We start from the raw sequence: 15,129 nt of genomic DNA, 5'->3' as shown, positions 1-15,129 counted from the left end.
CGCCTCCGCTCACGGGTCCCACGACCGGTGCGCCCAGTATAGGACCGTCGATGCCAGCCCAGCCGTCACGCGATCATCGGATCAGGCGCGCCGGGAGTCACATGCCCGACGGTTCGCGGGTGAGCGGCGGCGCGGAGGCGGCCGGTCCGGCCCGGTTCGTCGGCGCGACCGGGCCGGCCCGGCCGGCGGTGCGACCCGACCGGCCCGGTTCGTCGGCGGGACCGGGCCGGTCGAGGCGCCCCGGTCAGGGATAGGTGGTCAGGTACACCTGCTGGGTGGCCGCGTTCGCGGTGCCGCCGGCGTTGTTGATCACCCGGTTGATGGTGCCGACGCCGCCGAGCGAGACGGTGACCATGTTGGTGAACCGCACGTTCGGGTTGGTGGGCGCCTCGATGGCCCGGTCCGCGATGACGGCCGGGTTCACGTTGAAGTAGCAGTAGCTGCCCAGCCCCCACGCCTGGTGGCTGGTGACCGAGTCGGCCACCTTGTACGCGGCGTACCCGCGGGTCGCACCGTTCATCCAGGCGCCCTGGTTGGGCGGGTCGTAGGGCATCTCGTTCTGGTAGAAGTACGTCCGCCCGCCGTTGCCGTTCCAGACGGTCTGGTACCTCTGGTAGTGCTCGACGAAGAGGCCGTACATGGTGACGTTGTCGCCGTTGACGGTCAGCCCGGTGTCGGCGGTGTTCAACATCCATCCGGTGGGTACACCGCTGGCGGCATGGTCGGCCCGCCACAGCCACATGTGGTCACCGATCACGTTGTCGCTGTTGACGGTCAACGTGTTGGTGGCCTTGCCGACGTGCGGCCCGCCGATGCGGAAGAACACGTCGTGCAGCGAGGTCGGGTTGGCGGCGTGGCTGGCCGCCGAGCCCGCCGGCCCGACCTCCATCAACACCGGCGAGTTCGTGGTGCCGGCCTCGAACATGACCCCGGCGACCTTGACACCGTCCACGTCGGCCACCCGCATCGCCACTGTGCCGTTGTCGGCCTGGATGGTGGCCAGGCCGAGGCCGAGGATCACCGTGCCCGCCCGGTTGACCTGGATCGGTTCGGTGACCCGGTGGACGCCCGGGGTGAAGAGCAAGTGCCGGCCCTGGGCCAGGGCCGCGTTGATGGTGGCCGCGCTGGTGCCGGGCTGGACGACGAAGAACTGCGACAGTGAGATCGACGAGCCGGCGGGGGTCTTGTTGTACCAGCTGGTGCCGGTGGAGTTGCTGCGCAGAGCCGGCACGAACACCCGGTACTCGCCGGTGCCGTCGACGTAGAGGAACGGCTTCTCGCGTACCTGCGGGGTCTGCGGGATGACGGTGTGCGACGGGTTGGGGAAGTGCGGCGGCGGAGCGCCGTTGACGCCCTGGAAGACCATGTTCCACACCGAGCCGGTCCAGCCGTTGCCGAACTCGCTGTTGCGTGAGTACCACTGCTGCTGCGAGCCGGAGACGACCAGGCCGTCGATGCGGGTGTCGGCCAGCAGGCCGCCGCTGGACCAGCCGTCGCCGCCGTTCCAGAGCTGGATCTGGTTCTGCGCGCCCCGCAGGTGCATCCGCCGGTACGGCGCCGCCTGGGACACGGCCCACCGCTCCACGGTCGTCCCGGCCGGCAGGGTCACCGAGAGGTTCTCCGCGGCGCGCCAGAAGTTCTGGGTGGCGTTGCCGCCCATCCAGAACGCCTCGGTGCGGACATGGCCGTTGAGGTTCACGTCGTCGGGACTCATCCCGAGCCCGGCGACCTGTGTGAAGAAGCCGAGGTTGACGTCGGCAGTGTAGGTGCCGGGCTTGAAGAGCACCGCGTAGCGCTGCGGGCCGAACTGGTTGGTCTCCTGCTGGGTGAAGAGGGTGTTCAGTCGGCTCTGGATGGTGGCGGTGGGGGTGCTCGGGTCGAAGACGAAGGTGTTCGGACCGAGGTTCGGGTTGCGCGGGTCGGTGGTGTCGACCGGTGGCTCGCTGGTGCCGCCGGTGGTGTTCACCGCCAGCTCCCACAGCGAGTAGCCGTAGGCGGTGCCCCGGGCGGTGCCGTACATCCGCAGGTAGCGGCCGCTGCCGGTGACGGCGAGGGTCTGCGTGCCGCCGGTGCCGGTGGTGGTCGAGTAGATGGCGGTCCAGGTGTTGCCGTCGGCCGAGGTCTGGAGCTGGAACGCCCGGGCGTACGCGGCCTCCCAGGTGAGCACCACCCGGCAGATCGACTGCGTGCTGCCGAGGTCCACGCGCAGCCACTGGGGGTCGCTGGCGGCGCTGGCCCAGCGGGTGCCGGCGTTGCCGTCGACCGCTGCGGACGCGGGGGTCCCGGCGTTTTCGGTGGACGATGCGGTGGCCGGGCGACCCTGTGCGGCGTTGGCGCCGCCGCAGGTCGGCGTGCCGCCGCCGGTCTCCCCGTAGACCTGGAACTCCCAGAGCGAGTAGCCGTAGCCGGTGCCCCGGGCGGTGCCGTACATCCGCACGTACCGGCCGGCGCCGGTGACGGTGAGGTTCTGCGTGCCACCGGTGCCGGTGGTGGTGCTGTAGACGGTGGTCCAGGTTGCCCCGTCGTCGGAGGTCTGCAGCTGGAAGGCGCGGCCGTAGGCCCCCTCCCAGAGCAGGTTCACCTGGCTGATGGTGGCCCGGGCACCCAGGTCGACCTGGAGCCACTGGGGGTCGCTGAACGCGCTGGCCCAGCGGGTGCCGGTGTTGCCGTCGACCGCTGCGGACGCGGGGGTGCCGGCGTTCTCGGTGGACGAGGCGGTGGCCGGGCGGCCCTGGGAGAGCAGGGTGGGGGCAGCCTGCGCGGGCGCCGTGGTGCCGGTCGGCGTGAGCGCCGCGACCAGGGCCACGGTGAGCCCGAGGATCAGGTGCCGGACGGCGCGCCGGGGGCGCGGCCGCGCGGATGTAGCGCGAGATGTCATGACATCGCCTGTCGGTAGGGGGTTACGGACGCCGCGCTGTGGGATCGGCTCGTCCCGCGGTGCCGTGGGTGGTGCCGCCGATGCGGCGCCGCGGGTCGGAGAGCGCTCTCGTAGGAGTGTTGCGGCGCGATTGCGACGACGTCAAGACATCGATCTATAACACTGTCATTTATTCCGAAGGTTTGTTTAAGTCCTGATGTAACCCCGACGCACCCTGGGCGCCGCGCCGATCGGCGCCCAGGGTGCCCTGGTCTCACCCGGCGCTCAGTCCAGGACGCGACGGGTCAGTGACGGCGGCAGCCGGCCGGCGAGCAGCCATCCGGCGCCGGTGGCGACCAACAGCAGCCCGCTGACGATCGCCACGAGGTGCGCGACGGGCACGGCGCCGAGCGGGTCGAGGTCACTGTGCAGAGCAGCGACCAGCGCCAGGTACGCGCCGGCCACACCCAGCACCGCGCCGAGCAGGGCGAGCGCCCCGGCGGTGGTGGCGGTGAGCGTCCGCCGTACCCGCCTCGGCGCACCGGTCGCGGCGAGGGTGCGCAGGTCCGCCGCCGCCTCGCCGCGGATGAGCCCGACGGTCGTCGCCAGCACCCCGAGCGCGAGCAGTACGCCGGCGACGGTCGCACCGGTGCGCAGCGCGGTCAGCGAACTCTGCGCCCGACGTGACTCGATGGTGAGCCCGGCGGTGGCGGCCAGCTCCTGGGCTGTGGCCAGCTGCGCGCCGGTGAGGGGATGGTCGGCCGCGAGGAACCAGCCGACCCGGGCGGGTTGCCAGCCGTGTCGGCCGAGCGCGGCGGGAGTGATCAGCGAGTCGGGCAGTCCGGTGTAGCCGGACCGGGGCAGGGTGCGCACGCTCGGCCGCACGCCCCGGGCCGGGATGTTCATCAGCGCCAGCTCACCGGTGCGGGTGGTGAGCACGTCGGTGTCGTCGTCGACCGCCATTCCGGCCGCCCCGTTCAGCCGGAGCAGCTCGGGACTGACCACGTAGAGCGGATGCGAGGTCGTCGACTCGCCGGCGGCGCGCGGAACGCCGATCTCGACGGCCGGGTGGCCGGTCGGTCCCCCCTCCCGACCCGGATCGGTGTGCGAGGCCACCACCGCCATGTCGAGCGGAATGACTGTGGCCGCCCCAACGCTGGCGGCGATGCTGTCGGTCCGGGCCTGGAGAGCGGCGATCTCGGCCGGCGTGCGCTCCGGAATCACCGGATCCGGTTGGCCGATCCGGATCAGCAACTGGCTGTCCGCCAGGTTGCCCAGCCCGGCCGCCTCCCGGCTGCGGTACTCCGCCGCCGCGGAGCCCACCACGATCGCCGCCGACAGGCCCACCGCGAGACTGATGGCGGCGAGCGCCGCGCCGGCCCGAACGCGATACCGGGCCAGGTCGGCCAGCGCGAGCCGAACGGCCACCGGCAGGCCGCCCCGGGCCGCCGCCAGAGCCGGGATGGTCAGCGGGCTGGCGAGCAGTACGCCGAGCACGGTGCCGACGCTGCCCACGACGATGAGCAGCGGGTTCGACCCGTCGGAGAGCACCAGGGCGGTGAGGCCGGCGGCGAGCAGCGCGGCGGCGGCCACGGCGGTCCGCCGCGCCGCCGGCGGGGTCGGTGGCCGCGCCGACAGCGCGCTCATGATCGGGGTACGCGCGACCGCGCGGGCCGGCCACCAGGCGGCGGCGGTCGCGGTGACCACGGCCAGCAGCATGCCCACGCCGATGGTGAGCCAGGGCAGGTCGAACCGGCCGATGCGGTGCCCGGCGGCGGTCTCCACGAGACCGGCGGTGACCAGCCAGGCGGCCACCCCGACGGCTGTGCCGCAGACCGCGGCGACCACCCCGACGGCGGCGCCGTTGACCAGCAGCACCAGCCGCAGATGTCGGCGGGTGGCGCCCATCGCCGCCAGCATCCCGAGCTGACGCAGCCGGCGCTGCGCCAGCACCACGAACCCGGCGGCGGCAACGAGCGACACCAGCAGCAGCCCGACGGTGGCCAGCGCCAGGGCGGCAAGGGTGAGCGCGGTCCGCTCGGCCACCGGCCGGGACTCGCGCACCAGCGGGCCGTCGATGGTCCGGCGGAACGCCTCCATGCTGTCGCGGTCGCCGGGCACCAGCACGGTCACCGACTGCGGCCGGTCGGCGTGGGCGGGGTCGGTGAGGGCGAACTCGTCGTGCAGGTCCGCCGGGTTCTCCACCACGCCGACGATCAGGCGGTCGGCGTCACCGAACGAAACCCGAGCGCCGAGCCCGGCACGCAGGGCTCGCGCCACCCCGTCGGTCACCGCCAGCTCGGCGGGCCCGGTCGGGTAGCGGCCCTGCCGCAGGGCGAGCATCGGGCCGCCGTACGCGCCGACGGGGTCCTGGGCCCGGACGTCCACCGGGTCGAACAATCCCGGCACCGGCACGCGGCGGTGGCCGATCACGTCGATTGTGCCGAACCACGCCCGAGCTGCGGTGACCCGGGTGTCCAGCGCGGCGGGGTCGTCGCCGGGGATCCGGATGAGCTGGTCGGCGTGGCCGAAGGTGGCATCGCTCGACGGGGGGAGGTTCCAGGTGGCGGCCAGACCGACGGTGGCACCGGTGACCGCGATGGTGAGCAGTGCGATGGCCAGCAGTTGCTGCCGCCACTCGCGGCGGAACAGGCGTACCGCCCAGCGGATCACCGCGCGGCGGGCCGGGAGTCCGCCGCCCTCGGGCCGGGCGTCCGTCCGGCCACGGTTCACGGTGGCGGTCACCGCGCCGGGTCCGGGGCGAGCAGAGCGTCCGGGCCGGACGGCGCGGTCTGGTCGACCACCCGACCGTCCCGAATGAAGATCACCCGATCGGCCCAGGAGGCGAGCTGGGCGTCGTGGGTGACCATCACTCCCGCGATGCCGCGCTTGCACGCCGAGCGGAGCATCCGCAGAACGGCTTCGCCGTTGGCGGCGTCGAGAGCGCCGGTGGGCTCGTCGGCGAGCAGCAGCCGCCGGTCCCCCACCACCGCGCGGGCGATCGCTACCCGCTGGCGCTCGCCGCCGGACAGGTCGTCGGGGAAGTGCCCGGCGCGGTCGGTCAGTCCCAACTCGTCGAGCACCCGCAGGGCGGCGGCCCGCGCCGGACGCGCGGCCATGCCGTCCAGCTCCAGGGGCAGGGCCACGTTCTCGGCTGCGGAGAGGCCGGCGAGCAGGTTCAGGTCCTGGAAGACGAAGCCGAGCGACCGGCGACGCAGCCGGGCGGTGGCGTCGGCGGAGAGCGTGGAGAGGTCCGACCCGCACACTGTGACCTGGCCGGTGGTGGGCTCCTCCAGGGTGCCGGCGATGGTCAGCAGGGTGCTCTTGCCCGAGCCGCTGGGACCCATCACCGCGACCAGTTCACCGGCGACCACGTCGAGGTCGACCGCGCGCAGCGCGTGCACGGCGGCGGCACCGGCGCCGTACACCTTGGACACCTGTCGCAGGCTCAGCACGACGCTCATCGCCGGGCTCCTGAGGTCTTGTCGCTGTCCGGCCGTGTCGTGCGCCCGGCGGGGGCGTCGGCGGCAGGCGGTGGGTCGGCCGGGCCGGCGGGCGTCGTCGGCCGGGTGCGCAGGCGGGCGTCCGCGGCGTCCAGCCACCGGACGACCGCTTCCAGCCGGAACAGCTCGGCGTCGACGACGAGGCCGAGGCCGACGTCGTCCGGCGACGCGTCGGCCTTGAGGTGCGTGTAGTGCTGCATCTCCTCGACGATCCGCCGTCGGTGGGCCTGGAGGATCCCGGTCACGTCCACCTGGGGCAGCCGCATCGCCACCTGCACCTTCATGACGAGCTCGTCCCGGGGCGGCGGTCCGGCCTGCGGCGGCGTACGCAGCCAGGTGTGCAGCTCGCGCTCGCCGTCGGCGGTGAGCCGGTAGCGCTTCTGGGCGCCGTCGCGGCCGGCGTCGTCGGACTCGACGTGCCCCTCGCGCTCCAGGCGTTGCAGCGTGGTGTAGACCTGCCCGACGTTGAGCGGCCAGACCTCGCCGGTTCGCGCCTCGAACTCCTGGCGGAGTTGGAGACCGTACTTCGGTGCCTCGGTGAGCAGCGCCAGCATTGCGTGGCGGATGCTCATGACCCATCACCTACGGTTAGCATACTCGGTATAATACACAGTATTATCGGAGTGCCGCCCGAACAAACCGCCACCCACGCTCGCCCCGCCGGTTAGCCTGCGGCAATGGCCGCAGCAGCCGACGAGGTCGAGCAGCCCGAGATCGGGCCAGGAATGTCCGAGACGGACCGGTTGACCGCGTTCAGCGACGGCGTCTTCGCCATCGTCATCACGCTGCTGGTCATCGAGTTGCGGGTGCCGGAATACCACGAGGGTGAGTTGCTCGCCGGGCTGCTCGACGAAGGAGCGTCCTATCTGGCCTTCGTGGTGTCCTTCGTCTACGTCGGCGTGCTCTGGCTCAACCACCACGCGCTGGTCCGGCTGATCCGCGCCACCACCCTCGCGCTGAGCTGGATCAACCTCGGCATCCTCTTCGGCGCGGTGATCATCCCGTTCCCGACCGCGGTGCTGGCGTCCGCGCTCACCCACGGCGACACCGCCGACCGTCGCGCCGCCGTCGCCCTGTACGCGCTGGCCGCCGCGCTGATGTCGGCGCCGTGGCTGGTGTTCTTCGGCTATCTGCTCCGCCACCCGGAACTGCTGCGGCGCGGGGTCAGTCCCGGGTACGTGCGGACACAGCGGCTGCGCCCGGTCACCGGCCTGGTCCTCTACGGGCTCAGCGGCCTGCTCGGCTGGTTCGTCAATCCGATACTGGGCCTGATCGGCGTCATGGTCATGATCGTGTATCACGCGCTCACCAGCGAAGGGCTGCACCGCCGACGGGCCCCGGCCCGCTGACCTCCGCATCCCTTCCGTGCGAGGGTCGCTGGGTTGTTCGCCCGGATATGTACCGGTAAAGCTAGTCTGGGCCGGTGCGGGGCCGACCGGAGAGCGAGACGACAACCGACGAGCGGCACTCGTCCCGGGTGGCGTTCGACGTCAACGACGCGCACCGCGAGCTGACCCTGGACAACCGCACCACCCTGCTGGACGCGCTGCGCGAACGGCTCGGCCTGACCGGGGCGAAGAAGGGCTGCGACCACGGCCAGTGCGGCTCGTGCACCGTGCTGCTGGACGGCCGGCGGGTGAAGAGCTGCCTGGTCCTCGCGGTCACCCTGGACGGCCGGTCGGTGGTCACCGTGGAGGGGCTCGCCGGCCCGGACGAGCTGTCCCCGCTCCAGGCCGCCTTCGTCGCACACGACGCGTTCCAGTGCGGCTACTGCACCCCGGGCCAGCTCTGCTCCGCCCGCGGCATGCTCGACGAGGTCGCCCGCGGCTGGCCCAGCGCGGTCACCGGCGACCTCACCGCCCCGGCCGAGCTGACCGACGCGGAGATCCGCGAACGGATGGCCGGCAACCTGTGCCGCTGCGCCGCGTACCCGCACATCGTCGCGGCCGTTCGCGAGACGGCGACGACGCGGTGAGACCGTTCCGCTACCACCGGCCGGCCGGCGTGGCCGAGGCGGTCGCCGTGCTGGCCGCCGAGCCGCAGGCGGCGTACCTCGGCGGCGGAACCAACCTGGTGGACCTGATGAAGCTCGGGGTGCAGCGGCCCGACCTGCTGGTGGACGTGACCCGGCTGCCGCTGGACGCCGTCGAGGAGCTGCCCGGCGGCGGGCTGCGGATCGGCGCCACGGTCCGCAACAGCGACCTGGCCGCCCACCCGGTGGTCCGACGCGACTATCCGGTGCTGGCCCGCGCGCTGCTCGCCGCCGCCTCCGGGCAGCTGCGCAACCTGGCCACCACCGGCGGCAACCTGTTGCAGCGCACCCGCTGCGTCTACTTCCAGGACACCGGCAAGGCCTGCAACAAGCGCGAGCCGGGCAGCGGCTGCGCCGCCCGGCACGGCCAGAACCGCGACCTGGCCGTGCTGGACTGGTCCGACCTCTGCGTGGCGACCCACCCGTCGGACCTGGCGGTCGCGCTCGCCGCGCTGGACGCCGTGGTGGAGGTGCACGAGCCGGACGGTCCCCGGGACGTCCCGCTCGTGGCGCTGCACCGCTCACCCGGCGAGCACCCGGAACGGGAGACCACCCTGGCCCGGGGCGCCCTGATCACCGCCGTCCGGCTGCCGCACCTGCCGGCCGCGCGCCGCTCGGCGTACCTCAAGGTGCGCGACCGGGCGTCGTTCGCCTTCGCCGTCGGCGCGGTGGCCGCGGTGCTGGACCTCGACGGCGACGTGGTCCGCGACGTCCGGCTGGCGTACGGGGCGGTGGCGCACCGGCCGTGGCGGGCGTACCGGGCCGAGGAGGAGCTACGCGGGCGGCCGTTCAGCCCGCAGCTGGCGGCGCGGGCCGCCGACGCCGAGCTGGCCGAGGCCCGCCCGTTGCGGCACAACGGCTTCAAGCTGCCGCTGACCCGGGCGATCACGGTGCGGGCGCTGACCGAGCTGGCCGACGGGACCCGCACACCATGACCACCGGCGCGGTGGGGCGGGCGTATCCGCGGTTGGAGGGCCGGGAGAAGGTCACCGGCACGGCGCGGTACGCGGTGGAGTACCCGGTGGACGGGGTCACCTACGGCTGGGCGGTACCTGCGGCGGTGGTCCGCGGACGCATCACCCGGGTCGACGCGGCGCCGGCGCTCGCGCTGCCCGGCGTGCTCGCCGTGCTGCACCACGGCAACGCGCCCCGGCTCGCGCCCGGACCGGAGCCGGATCTGTGGCTGCTGCAGGAGCCGGCGGTGCACTACCGGGGGCAGTTCATCGCGGTGGTGGTGGCCACCAGCCTGGAGACGGCCCGGGAGGGCGCCCGGCTGGTCCGGTTCGACTACGACGCCGGGCCGCACAGCACTGTGCTCACCGCCGACCACCCCGGCCTGTACCGGCCGGACCAGGTCAACCCCAGCTACCCGACGGACACGGCGGAGGGCGACTTCGACGCCGGGTACGCGGCCGCGCCGGTGCGGATGGACGCCACCTACCGGACGCCCGCGTACCACAACAACCCGATGGAGCCGCACGCCACCACCGCCCAGTGGCGGGACGGGCGGCTGCTGGTGCACGACTCCAACCAGGGTGCCGTGGCGGTGCAGGCCGCCCTGGCCGAGCTGTTCGAGCTGCCCCGGGAGTCGGTCCGCGTGATCACGCAGCATGTCGGCGGTGGCTTCGGCAGCAAGGGGTACCCCAAAGCCGCCGTGGTGCTGGCCGCGCTGGCGGCCCGGCAGGTGGACCGGCCGGTCCGGCTGGCGCTGACCCGGCAGCAGTTGTTCGGGCCGGTCGGCTACCGCACGCCCACCATCCAGCGGGTCCGGCTCGCGGCCGACGCCGACGGGCGGCTCACCGCGATCTGCCACGACTCGATCACCCAGACCTCGACCATCCGGGAGTTCGCCGAGCAGGTCGCCGTCTACACGCGAAGCATGTACGCCGCGCCGCACCGGCGCACCACGCACCGGCTGACCCGCCTCGACGTCCCCACGCCGTTCTGGATGCGCGCTCCGGGCGAGTGCCCCGGCGCGTACGCCCTGGAGTCGGCGATGGACGAGCTGGCCAGCGCCGTCGGCATCGACCCGGTGGAGCTGCGGATCCGCAACGACCCGGCCGTCGACCCCGAGCTGGGACAGCCGTTCACCAGCCGCAACCTGGTCGCCTGCCTGCGCGAGGGGGCCCGCCGGTTCGGCTGGGCCGACCGGGATCCGACGCCCCGTGCCCGATCCGACGGGCGCTGGTTGATCGGCACCGGGGTGGCCGGCGCGAGCTACCCGGCCCGGGCGCGCGCCTCCGCCGCGGCGGCCACCGCACGCCCCGACGGCGGTTTCCTGGTGCGGATCAACGCCACCGACATCGGCACCGGCGCCCGGACGGCCCTCTGGCAGGTGGCGGCCGACGCGCTGGGGGTGCCGCCGGAACGGGTGGAGATCCAGATCGGCGACAGCGACCTGCCACCGGCCGGGGTGGCCGGCGGCTCGATGGGCACCTCCTCCTGGAGCTGGGCGGTGGTCCGCGCGTGCGAGGCGCTGCGGGAGAAGCTGCGGCAGACCCCCGGAGGGGTGCCGGCCGACGGCGAGGTGACCGCCGAGGTGAGCACCGCCGACGAGGTACGCGAGCAGCCCACGCTGCCGCGGTACGCGTACGGGGCGCACTTCGCCGAGGTCCGGGTGGACGCGGACACCGGCGAGGTACGGGTGAACCGGCTGCTCGGGGTCTTCGCCGCCGGGCGGGTGGTCAACCCGACGACGGCGCGCAGCCAGTTCATCGGCGGCATGACGATGGGCCTGTCGATGGCGCTGCACGAGGAGGGCGTGCTCGACGAGCGGTACGGCGACTGGGTCAACCACGACCTGGCCACCTACCACATCACGGGTTGCGCGGACGTGGAGCGGATCGAGGCGCACTGGCTGGACGAGCGGGACGGCGAGCTGAACCCGGCCGGGGTGAAGGGCATCGGCGAGATCGGCATCGTCGGCACGGCGGCGGCGATCACCAACGCGGTGCACCACGCGACCGGCGTGCGGATCCGCGACCTGCCGATCCGGCTCGACAAGCTGATCGGCCTATCACCGTTGGCTTAAATAAGCTGGTGCTGATATAAAGGTCGTCGTGCACGCCTTCGACGTGCTGGGCGATCCGGTCCGGCGCCGCATCCTGGAGCTGCTCGCCGGCGGCGAGCAGACCGCCGGCGCGGTCAGCGCGGTGATCCGCGAGGAGTTCGGCATCTCCCAGCCCGCCGTGTCCCAGCACCTCAAGGTCCTGCGGGACAACGGCTTCGCCACCGTGCGGCCGGAGGGCACCCGGCGGCTCTACGCGGTCGACCCGCGCCCACTGCGCGAGGTGGACGGCTGGCTGGAGCACTTCCGCCGATTCTGGACGCCGCCCCTGGCGGCACTCGCCACCGAGCTGGCCCGCGGCCGACGCGAACGTCGGCTGCGCGGGCCCGCCGACCCACCCGAGGAGAGGAACGCCCAATGATCGACGCGATCGAGCAGATCAACGCCGTCCAACGCCACGTCGGCAGCCGCACCCTGGAGGCCGGAGAGGCCCGGGTCAGCACGCTCAGCCAGACGTACCACGCGACGATCGAGGATCTCTGGGACGCCTGCACCAACGCCGAGCGCATCCCGCGCTGGTTCCTGCCGATCTCGGGCGACCTGCGGCTGCACGGCCGGTACCAGCTCGAGGGCAACGCCGGCGGCACCGTCGAGAGCTGCGACCCACCGCACCGCTTCACCGCCACCTGGGAGTTCGGCGGCGAGGTGAGCTGGATCGAGGTGCGGCTCACCCCGGTCGACGACGAGCGGACCCGCTTCGAACTGGACCACATCGCACACGTCGACCAGGACCGGTGGGCCCAGTTCGGACCGGGCGCCGTCGGCGTCGGCTGGGACCTGGGCCTGCTCGGTCTCGCCTCGTACCTCGCCGGCGACGGCAGCGGGGTCTCACCCGAGCAGAGCCTCGAGTGGAGCGCCTCCGACGAGGGCCGACGGTTCACCGAGCTGAGCAGCGAGCGGTGGGGTCAGGCGAGCATCGCCGCCGGCACCGACGCCGACGAGGCGAAGGCCGCCGCCGAACGCACCACCGCCTTCTACACCAGCGCCCCAGCCGCCTAACCCCCTCCCCCGCCCCGCCCCGCCGCCCCGCCGCCGCCGCCCCGCCGCCGCCCCGCCGCCGCCGCGCCGCGTCGCCCGCCGCGTCGATCTAGGGAGAATCGTGGTGATCGGAGATCACCTGGCAGTGATTCTCCCTAGATCGACGCGTAAGGTGCTGCGGCATGACCGGTACGCCGTACTCGCACTGCTCCTACTGCGGCGTCGCCTACCCGGCGGCCGCGGGCTGGCCGCGGGTCTGCGCGGCCTGCGGCGAGACCGTCTGGCGCAACCCCCTGCCCGTCGCGGTGGCGGTGCTGCCGGTCCGCACCGCCGAGGGCCTGGGTGTGGTGGTGGTCCGCCGGGACATCGAGCCGGCCCGCGGGCTGCTCGCGCTGCCCGGCGGCTTCATCGAGTACGGCGAGGAGTGGTCCGACGCGCTGGTCCGCGAACTGCGGGAGGAGACCGGGCTGGTGGCGGCAGCCGAGGACGCCCGGCTGTTCGCGGTGCACGGCGCCCCGGCCGGCGGCACGATGATGGTCTTCGGGGTGCTGCCCGAGCGGGCGGCCGAGGAGCTGCCGCCGTCGGCGCCGACCGAGGAGGCGACCGAGTGGCTGGTGCTCACCGAGCCGGTGGAGCTGGCGTTCTCGACCCACACCCGGGTGCTCGCCGACTTCCTCACCCCAAACTGTCGCGCCTGACCTCCCGCCCGCCCAACCCGGCGGAGCGGGCCGCGCGGTCAGCGCGATAGCGCATCGTCGGTGCCGGTGAGGTAGCCGCTGGCCTGGAGTTCGAACAACTCGCGGTAGAGGCCGCCGGCCGCCATCAACTCGTCGTGACCGCCCTGCTGGACGAGTCGACCCCGGTCCATGACGAAGATCCGGTCGGCGTGCCGGACGTTGGCCAGCCGGTGCGTGATCAGGACGACGGCGCGGTCCGGCCGGCGGCGCAGGTGCTGGAACAGGGCGTGTTCCGCGCGGGCGTCCAGGGCGGCCGAGGGCTCATCACAGATCAGCAGGGCGGCGTCCCGGTAGAGGCCGCGGGCGGCGACCAGTCGCTGCCACTGCCCCCCGGACAGCTCGTGGCCATCCCGGAACTCCCGGTCGAGCAGGGTGTCGTAGCCCTGCGGCAAACCGACGATCATGTCGTGGGCGGCGGCCGCGGCGGCCGCCTCCTGCACGCTGGGGCCCGGTCGATCCGGCGGGCGGTCGTGCCGCCCGACCCGGATGTTCTGCCCGGCGGTGAACGGAAACCTCCACCAATCCTGGCTCATCACGGCCACCTGCGCGCCGACGGTACGCGGGTCCAGCTCGGCGGCGTCCACGCCGTCCCAGCGGATCACCCCGCCGGTCGGCCGGTAGAGCCCCGCGATGAGCTTGGCCAGCGTGGTCTTACCGGAACCGTTCTCGCCGACCAGCGCGATCACCTCGCCCCGCCGGACGGTCAGGCTGACCCGGTCCACCGCCGGCGCGTCCGTGTCCGGATAGCGCAGGCTCACCTCGTCCAGCTCGACCGCGTCGACGCCGTCGACCGCCCGCTCACCGCCGATCGGCACCCGGCCCCCGGCGCGGTCCAGGAAGTCCCGGTAGTCCTGGTAGTAGAGGGCGTCCTCGTAGAGCGAGTTTGTGGCGACCACCGCCACCCCCAGACTGGTCCGCGCCGACTGCAGGGCGAGCATTGCCGTCGCCGCGGCGGCGAGGGCGACCATTCCGCCCAGCAGCAGGCCGCCGAGCACCGCGTACACCCCGAAGGTGGCCAGCCCCGCGACGGACGCGCCCACCACCCGGGTGCCGGTCTGCGAGCGGACCAGTCGCAACTGGGCCCGCGTCTCGACGGCCATCACAGCCCGGTACTCGGCCAGCAGGAAGCCGCGCATCTGGTAGGCGCGGACCTCGGCGGCGGTGCGTCGGTTGGCCATCAGATGGGCGAGCATCCACATCCGACGCTGCCGGGTGATCCGGGCCAGCATCGCCAGGTATTCGCGGCGGGCCATCCGGACCGCCGTAACCGCCTGCGGCACCGCGGCGAGCAGCAGGAACGGCAGCAGCAGCGGCTGGATGACGGTCACCGCCACCGCGGTGGCGAGGATTCCGACCACGCCGGTGACCAGGTTGACGGTGTGGTCGACGATGTACGCCGCCTCGCCCATCCCCCGGTCCCGCACGCGGTCCATCTCCTCGGCGAACCCCGCGTCGTCGAACGCGGCCAGGTCCACAGCCGTGGTCGCCTCGAACAGCCGCAGCTCCACCTGGTAGTTGATCTGCGGAGTCAACCGGGCCTGAGCCCAACCGGCGGCGATCGTCAGGCCACCGCGCGCCGACACCGCCGCGGCGGCCACGATCAGCGCCGGCAGGGCCGAGCGGACCCGGTCCGGGGTGGGACCGGCGGCGAACAGCTCGCGCAGCACGCTGGTGGTGGCGAGCAGGCCGAACGTGGTCATCACCCCGGCGGCGATGTTCAGACCGATGGAGGCGACGGTGTCCCGCCGGCTGGTGGCCCAGGCCAGCCCGACCGCCTCCCGGACCAGCCGGGGCAGCCGGCGGGCCACCGCCCAGAAGCTGGTGTGGGCGAACTCCCTCGCGTGGTGCATCCAGACGGCGTCCTCCAGCTCCGGCAGCATCGAAGGGTCGCCTTGCCGATCGTCGTCCAGTGAAGCGGTGCGCTGGCGGGCCATCGACTCCACGGGCCCTCCTCC

Annotated in this window: 12 protein-coding genes; 7 read left to right on the top strand and 5 right to left on the bottom strand. The window is 73.4% G+C overall.

The window, feature by feature from the left end; genetic code table 11:
• Window positions 1-244: 244 nt before the first annotated feature.
• From GA0070607_RS26985 to GA0070607_RS26970, 4 genes are all read right to left on the bottom strand, one after another.
• On the bottom strand, window positions 245-2,878 hold the full coding sequence (locus GA0070607_RS26985; protein WP_089020698.1) for a discoidin domain-containing protein: 2,634 nt from the start codon (window positions 2,876-2,878) through the stop codon (window positions 245-247).
• Window positions 2,879-3,142: 264 nt separating this feature from the next.
• On the bottom strand, window positions 3,143-5,602 hold the full coding sequence (locus tag GA0070607_RS26980; RefSeq protein ID WP_089020697.1) for an FtsX-like permease family protein: 2,460 nt from the start codon (window positions 5,600-5,602) through the stop codon (window positions 3,143-3,145).
• Window positions 5,599-6,321 carry an ABC transporter ATP-binding protein gene (locus GA0070607_RS26975; protein ID WP_089020696.1) on the bottom strand — a complete coding sequence of 241 codons (723 nt, stop codon included), beginning with the start codon at window positions 6,319-6,321 and terminating at the stop codon, window positions 5,599-5,601. The genes GA0070607_RS26980 and GA0070607_RS26975 overlap by 4 nt, the downstream gene beginning before the upstream one ends.
• Window positions 6,318-6,932, bottom strand: a complete 615-nt coding sequence (locus GA0070607_RS26970) for a PadR family transcriptional regulator (protein ID WP_089020695.1) — start codon at window positions 6,930-6,932, stop codon at window positions 6,318-6,320. Before GA0070607_RS26970 ends, GA0070607_RS26975 begins: the two co-directional genes overlap by 4 nt.
• Before the next feature lie 105 nt (window positions 6,933-7,037).
• On the opposite strand from GA0070607_RS26970, the gene GA0070607_RS26965 reads away from it, so the two are divergent.
• The 7 genes from GA0070607_RS26965 to GA0070607_RS26935 all read left to right on the top strand — a co-directional run bounded on the left by GA0070607_RS26965 (window position 7,038) and on the right by GA0070607_RS26935 (window position 13,135).
• Entirely contained in the window at window positions 7,038-7,709 is a 672-nt protein-coding gene (locus tag GA0070607_RS26965) for a TMEM175 family protein (RefSeq protein WP_089020694.1), read from the top strand.
• Window positions 7,710-7,837: 128 nt separating this feature from the next.
• Window positions 7,838-8,335, top strand: coding sequence for a 2Fe-2S iron-sulfur cluster-binding protein (locus GA0070607_RS26960; RefSeq protein ID WP_157743355.1), 498 nt, complete (start codon window positions 7,838-7,840; stop codon window positions 8,333-8,335).
• Window positions 8,332-9,327, top strand: a complete 996-nt coding sequence (locus tag GA0070607_RS26955) for an FAD binding domain-containing protein (RefSeq protein ID WP_089020692.1) — start codon at window positions 8,332-8,334, stop codon at window positions 9,325-9,327. The genes GA0070607_RS26960 and GA0070607_RS26955 overlap by 4 nt, the downstream gene beginning before the upstream one ends.
• Window positions 9,324-11,423, top strand: a complete 2,100-nt coding sequence (locus GA0070607_RS26950; RefSeq protein WP_089020691.1) for a xanthine dehydrogenase family protein molybdopterin-binding subunit — start codon at window positions 9,324-9,326, stop codon at window positions 11,421-11,423. Before GA0070607_RS26955 ends, GA0070607_RS26950 begins: the two co-directional genes overlap by 4 nt.
• Window positions 11,424-11,451: 28 nt before the next feature.
• On the top strand, window positions 11,452-11,820 hold the full coding sequence (locus GA0070607_RS26945) for an ArsR/SmtB family transcription factor (protein ID WP_089020690.1): 369 nt from the start codon (window positions 11,452-11,454) through the stop codon (window positions 11,818-11,820).
• Window positions 11,817-12,458 (top strand): SRPBCC family protein, encoded by a 642-nt coding sequence (locus tag GA0070607_RS26940; RefSeq protein ID WP_089020689.1) that lies wholly within the window; start codon window positions 11,817-11,819, stop codon window positions 12,456-12,458. The genes GA0070607_RS26945 and GA0070607_RS26940 overlap by 4 nt, the downstream gene beginning before the upstream one ends.
• A 161-nt stretch (window positions 12,459-12,619) precedes the next feature.
• On the top strand, window positions 12,620-13,135 hold the full coding sequence (locus GA0070607_RS26935; RefSeq protein WP_089020688.1) for an NUDIX domain-containing protein: 516 nt from the start codon (window positions 12,620-12,622) through the stop codon (window positions 13,133-13,135).
• Window positions 13,136-13,173: 38 nt separating this feature from the next.
• Here GA0070607_RS26935 and GA0070607_RS26930 read toward each other — a convergent pair whose 3' ends face one another.
• Window positions 13,174-15,108 (bottom strand): ABC transporter ATP-binding protein, encoded by a 1,935-nt coding sequence (locus GA0070607_RS26930; protein WP_172899227.1) that lies wholly within the window; start codon window positions 15,106-15,108, stop codon window positions 13,174-13,176.
• Window positions 15,109-15,129 lie beyond the last annotated feature (21 nt).

This window comes from Micromonospora coriariae, from assembly GCF_900091455.1.
In the GTDB taxonomy this organism is placed as follows: Bacteria; Actinomycetota; Actinomycetes; order Mycobacteriales; family Micromonosporaceae; genus Micromonospora; species Micromonospora coriariae.
Note: the sequence above shows the minus strand (reverse complement) of the source record. Positions and strands in the feature narration are given on the sequence as shown.

Excerpts from the sequence above, each read along its gene's own strand:
- GA0070607_RS26985 (WP_089020698.1), bottom strand. The coding sequence starts at position 2,878 with ATGACATCTCGCGCTACATCCGCGCGGCCGCGCCCCCGGCGCGCCGTC.
- GA0070607_RS26975 (WP_089020696.1), bottom strand. The coding sequence starts at position 6,321 with ATGAGCGTCGTGCTGAGCCTGCGACAGGTGTCCAAGGTGTACGGCGCC.
- GA0070607_RS26970 (WP_089020695.1), bottom strand. The coding sequence starts at position 6,932 with ATGAGCATCCGCCACGCAATGCTGGCGCTGCTCACCGAGGCACCGAAG.
- GA0070607_RS26965 (WP_089020694.1), top strand. The coding sequence starts at position 7,038 with ATGGCCGCAGCAGCCGACGAGGTCGAGCAGCCCGAGATCGGGCCAGGA.
- GA0070607_RS26950 (WP_089020691.1), top strand. The coding sequence starts at position 9,324 with ATGACCACCGGCGCGGTGGGGCGGGCGTATCCGCGGTTGGAGGGCCGG.
- GA0070607_RS26940 (WP_089020689.1), top strand. The coding sequence starts at position 11,817 with ATGATCGACGCGATCGAGCAGATCAACGCCGTCCAACGCCACGTCGGC.
- GA0070607_RS26935 (WP_089020688.1), top strand. The coding sequence starts at position 12,620 with ATGACCGGTACGCCGTACTCGCACTGCTCCTACTGCGGCGTCGCCTAC.
- GA0070607_RS26930 (WP_172899227.1), bottom strand. The coding sequence starts at position 15,108 with ATGGCCCGCCAGCGCACCGCTTCACTGGACGACGATCGGCAAGGCGAC.